The sequence below is a fragment of the Phyllobacterium sp. P5_D12 genome, from assembly GCF_054049495.1.
Map to the genome: position 1 here is coordinate 1 of NZ_JBFUMG010000391.1, position 4,291 is coordinate 4,291.

The window sequence follows — 4,291 nt, forward strand, 5'->3', positions numbered from 1 at the left end:
CAATATTGATGTCCACAGCACCAACATGCTAGCAAGGCCGATGACATAGTAATTCGGTGCTTTTTCCATATCGGCGTTATAACGCGTGCCCCTTGTCAATCTATTAAATTGAAACTTCAAAATTGATACAACCGAGCAGCCGGAAAAAATATTCGGGCGGAGCTGTCGGGACAGTCATACCCGGCTCGTCCTTGGTGAAATCTTGAACCATTTCAACCATTGGAGGACGACATTATGGAATTCACTTCACAGACAGCAACTGTCTCAAACAAAGCAGTTTGGGCTGGTCGCGTTCTCAGCGGCCTCGTCATCTTGTTCATGCTCTTCGACGGCATCATAAAACTGGTACCGCTGGACATCGTCATGCAAACCAATGCTCAACTGGGATATCCGGACAGCGTCAGTCTTGCGCGAGGTCTGGGAGTTCTCGGCCTCGCCTGCACAGCGCTTTACGCATTTCCGCGAACTTCGGTTCTCGGCGCAATCCTTTTGACGGGCTACCTTGGCGGAGCCATCGCCACACAACTGCGTGTCGGCAGCCCCATCTTTAGTCATCTGTTGTTTGGCGTCTATCTCGGTCTGATGGTCTGGGGCGGCTTGTACCTGCGCGATGTTCGTGTCCGATCGCTGATTGGCTTCATCCGTTAGCCCAACGTCAAGAACCAAGATTGTTTGCTTCTGGGCTGATGCCAGAAGTCGTTTCTGCAATCCCTTTATAGCAACGCAAATACTTCACGCAACTTTAACTCAAATTTAAGTCAATCTACTTAGGGTTTAGCGAGCACAGTCAACATGATGGCAATCAAATGCGTGGAACTCACCACAGACAGCTTGAACCTCGGGACTTTCTGATACTTGCGATTCTATTTGTCTTGGTTCTCGGGGCATGCTGGCTGGTGGGTACAAGTTTCATGGATACGGCTAAGGCCGGGCATACTCCAAATGCCGGATTGGTAAGCGAAGCCCCTTGATCTGTGATGCCAGATAACGCAGGCATGTACCCCGCAGATGAAGATCACTGCGTGGTGACCATCGGACCAGACGAATCTTTCGGCGCAGTGAATGGCATGGTGAATACTTGCCCTGCGATACCTGCGGCGAGTCCCGACGAAAAAGTCAGCGGCGTACAACTGCTCAGCGCATCGATTGCCGATGCAATGAATTGCTGGCGAACCTTGTCGTCTCCGTCGATGGCGATGCTCGTTGGCCGCGGCTTGCCGATCAGCGTTCCATCACGTTTGAAGCTGAAGCTCAAGGTTACGGAGCCCGTGGTGTCGGACGGTGCTTGCCAGCACGTGTCTATAGCGCGCCCTACATCGTCCATCGTTTTCAGCGGTTCTGCTTTGGATTGAGTAGAAAGACAAATCAGAAGTGCGGTAGTGACTGCGAGAGGTTTGAAAACGTTCATTTCGTTACTCCTGCCCTTCAATGCCACAAGATCAGAATCAGTTGCAGTACGGAACATGATCGTGATCGACCGATATATTTTACCACTATATTTCTGCGATAAAATAGAATTCGACGTAAAAACGAAGGGTAGGGTAAATATTGACAGGCCGCACATTGAGCGCGACCTGCCGTTTTCTTATGATTATTGTAGCCCGTTGGCTTTCAGTATCTCAGGAGCATTTTCCTTGGTAATGGCTTGCGTATCCAGGACGATCTTCTTTTCCACTTTCTCGCCTGCAAGCACTTTTAGAGCCTGACGCAAACCTTCGGCCCCGGGGGTTGGGTAAAGGAATGTTGCGGCCAACTCTCCTTTGTTCACCCATTGAACGCCTTCGTTCGGTAGGCCATCCACGCCGATAAAGAGAATGTTCTTCTCGCGGCCGGCGTCCTTTGCGGCCAGGTAGGCGCCATAAGCCATGGGATCATTGTGACCGTAGACGAGCGTTATGTCTTCATGATTGCGCAGCGCAGTCGCCATGATGTTATAGGCCTGATCCTGCTTCCAGTCGCCTGACTGCTTGTCGAGAAGGTACTTGATCCCGGGCTCAACGTCGGTGTTCTTGTGAAAGCCATTACTGCGATCGTGGCTGGCTTGAGTGCCGAGCCCGCCCCAAATTTCGACGACTGTACCCTTGGCTTTGCCCTTGCCGCCAAGGAGTTCGACCGCATACTTACCCGCCGCTTCCCCGATGACGACATTATCGCCACCGATCCACTGGGTATACTTTTCTGTATCGACGTTGCGGTCCAGTACTATGACCGGAATTCCTGCATCCATAGCTTTCTCGACAACGCCTGTGAGACCTGCAGACTCCTTCGGAGAAATCAAAATCGCATCAACTTCCTGACGAATGAAGTTTTCAACGTCAGCGACCTGTTTTTCCGTCTTGTCCTGCCCGTCCGCAACGAGGAGTTCGACATGGGCGTGCTTCTTGGCCTCAGCCTCGAGGTCTTTGTTGAACTGGACGCGCCAAGGCTCGACGGTTGTCGTCTGGCTGAAGCCGATCACATACTTATCCTTCGCACCTGCGACGGACACGTTAAATGCGAGCGGCGCGATCAAGGCTGTCGCCATGGCCCATTTTGCAAATTGTCTGCGGTTAATGCTCATTTTTTCTCTCCCTTTGGGTTTAACTGCCGTGAGTTAGTCGCCCGGTTCTCGCGGATTCTTGATTTTATTTGGCCCGGATTTGTCGATCAGATCGCGCGCCCGGAGTTGCGACAGAAAGAACAACCATCCGCTGGAACGCCGCTCCTGGAGAAGAACAGCGATGATGATGATCGCGCCCTTCAGAACAAGCTGGGTGTTGCTGTCGATGTTGTTGAGTTGGAGGATATTGCTGAGAAACCCGAATATCAGTACACCAACGAGCGTGCCGATCATCGACCCTCGCCCGCCCATTAGGCTTGTACCGCCAATGACAACGGCCGCGATGGCATCGAGCTCAAGTCCCGTCCCGGCATCCGGCTTTCCCTGCCGATACTGCGCAACATAAAGAATACCGGCTAGGGCAGCCAGGTAACCCGATATGGMATAGACGGTGATCTTTACACGCCAGACAGGCACACCGGCCAAGCGGGCAGCTTCTTCGTTTCCTCCGATTGCGTACACATAGCGCCCAAATTTCGTGAATTTCAGGATTACCCAGAAAAGGACGATTATGCTGGCAAAGATGACACCCGGGACCGGGATGATCCCGAATATCAACGAGCGCAGCGCCTCGAAATCTTCCGTGGCATTGCTTCCCGTATAGACAGGCCAGACGGCAGTGTTTTGGCCGGCAGTCAATCGTGCGATTCCTAATCCGGCAACCATCATGGCCAAGGTGACTATGAAGGGTTGCAACCGGCCCCCGACGATAATCAATCCGTTGATAGTACCAAGCATGAAACCGACTGCTGGCACGACCAAGAGAACGAGGAGAACCCCTGCCTTCCCTTCCGAAGTCAATGCCACCCCAAATGCCAGGACAAGAGCAGCTGCTGCGGCAATGCCCAGCAGCAGTTTTGAGATGGCCGGCGGGTTCGTGCCTGCGTCGAGTGTAGCCCTTCGCTGCAACTTTGTTCCGAAGCTGAGAACGCCAAACACGACTAAAAACGCCAACAGAAATATCGCCGGGACACCTAGTAGATAAGCAGAAGACCAGCCTTCGTTGGTCAAGAGCATGGCGCAGACTACAGACCCCAAAGCCAGCACTGAGCCAACAGAAAGATCAATTCCCGCGATCAGAATAACCAGCGTCATCCCTACCGCGGTGATGCCGGTAACGGAGATTTGTCTGAATACGTCGGAAAGATTTCCGAACGACAAGAAGATGTTATGACCTTTTGATGAGACGGGCGAGGAAACAACACCAACCAAAAAGATCAATGCCAGTCCCCAATAAAGCTTTGTGGACTTGAGAACGCTCTTCAATCGTTCAGCGCTGTTTGATGATTGCATGATCTGCTCGCTTGTATTCGTCATGCAGCCTCTCCCGTGAGTGCATTCCCCAAGGGTGTCGCAAGCTCCATTACCCGTTCTTCTGAGAACTCATGGCTCTCAATTATGCCCGCCGCCCTGCCTTCGCGCATAACGAGAATCCGGTTTGAAAGCGCCAGCAGTTCCGGCAGTTCCGAACTGACCATCACGATGGCCACCCCTGACTGGGCAAGCTTTCTCAAAAGATCATAGATCTCGTCCTTCGCCCCAACATCGATCCCGCGCGTCGGCTCATCAAGCAAGACAACCCTTGGATTTGTTTCGAGCCATTTGCCAAGAACGATCTTTTGCTGATTTCCGCCACTCAGTTCATCGATCTGTTGATCCGGGCCTTGGCACCGAACGCGCATAGCCTTGATC

5 protein-coding genes are annotated in these 4,291 nt (G+C 52.5%); 1 reads left to right on the forward strand and 4 read right to left on the reverse strand.

All coding sequences use genetic code 11. The features are described 5' to 3' along the window. Positions 1-234: 234 nt before the first annotated feature. Complete coding sequence (locus ACXJ5O_RS20120; RefSeq protein ID WP_457301440.1) at positions 235-648, forward strand: DoxX family protein; 414 nt, start codon at positions 235-237, stop codon at positions 646-648. A gap of 367 nt (positions 649-1,015) precedes the next feature. Here the strand turns inward: ACXJ5O_RS20120 and ACXJ5O_RS20125 are convergent, their stop codons facing one another. The 4 genes from ACXJ5O_RS20125 to ACXJ5O_RS20140 form a co-directional block, all read right to left on the reverse strand. Next, positions 1,016-1,408 (reverse strand): hypothetical protein, encoded by a 393-nt coding sequence (locus ACXJ5O_RS20125; RefSeq protein ID WP_224515095.1) that lies wholly within the window; start codon positions 1,406-1,408, stop codon positions 1,016-1,018. Positions 1,409-1,591: 183 nt separating this feature from the next. Next, positions 1,592-2,524 carry a substrate-binding domain-containing protein gene (locus ACXJ5O_RS20130; protein WP_457301443.1) on the reverse strand — a complete coding sequence of 311 codons (933 nt, stop codon included), beginning with the start codon at positions 2,522-2,524 and terminating at the stop codon, positions 1,592-1,594. 69 nt (positions 2,525-2,593) lie between these two features. Beyond that, entirely contained in the window at positions 2,594-3,916 is a 1,323-nt protein-coding gene (locus ACXJ5O_RS20135) for an ABC transporter permease (RefSeq protein WP_457301441.1), read from the reverse strand. After that, positions 3,913-4,291: ATP-binding cassette domain-containing protein (locus tag ACXJ5O_RS20140; protein WP_457301442.1), on the reverse strand; the 379-nt coding region annotated here is incomplete at its 5' end. The genes ACXJ5O_RS20135 and ACXJ5O_RS20140, both read right to left, overlap by 4 nt.

Bases quoted from the DNA above. Each gene is read 5' to 3' on its own strand.
- ACXJ5O_RS20120 (WP_457301440.1), top strand. From the start codon at position 235: ATGGAATTCACTTCACAGACAGCAACTGTCTCAAACAAAGCAGTTTGG.
- ACXJ5O_RS20125 (WP_224515095.1), bottom strand. From the start codon at position 1,408: ATGAACGTTTTCAAACCTCTCGCAGTCACTACCGCACTTCTGATTTGT.
- ACXJ5O_RS20130 (WP_457301443.1), bottom strand. From the start codon at position 2,524: ATGGCGACAGCCTTGATCGCGCCGCTCGCATTTAACGTGTCCGTCGCA.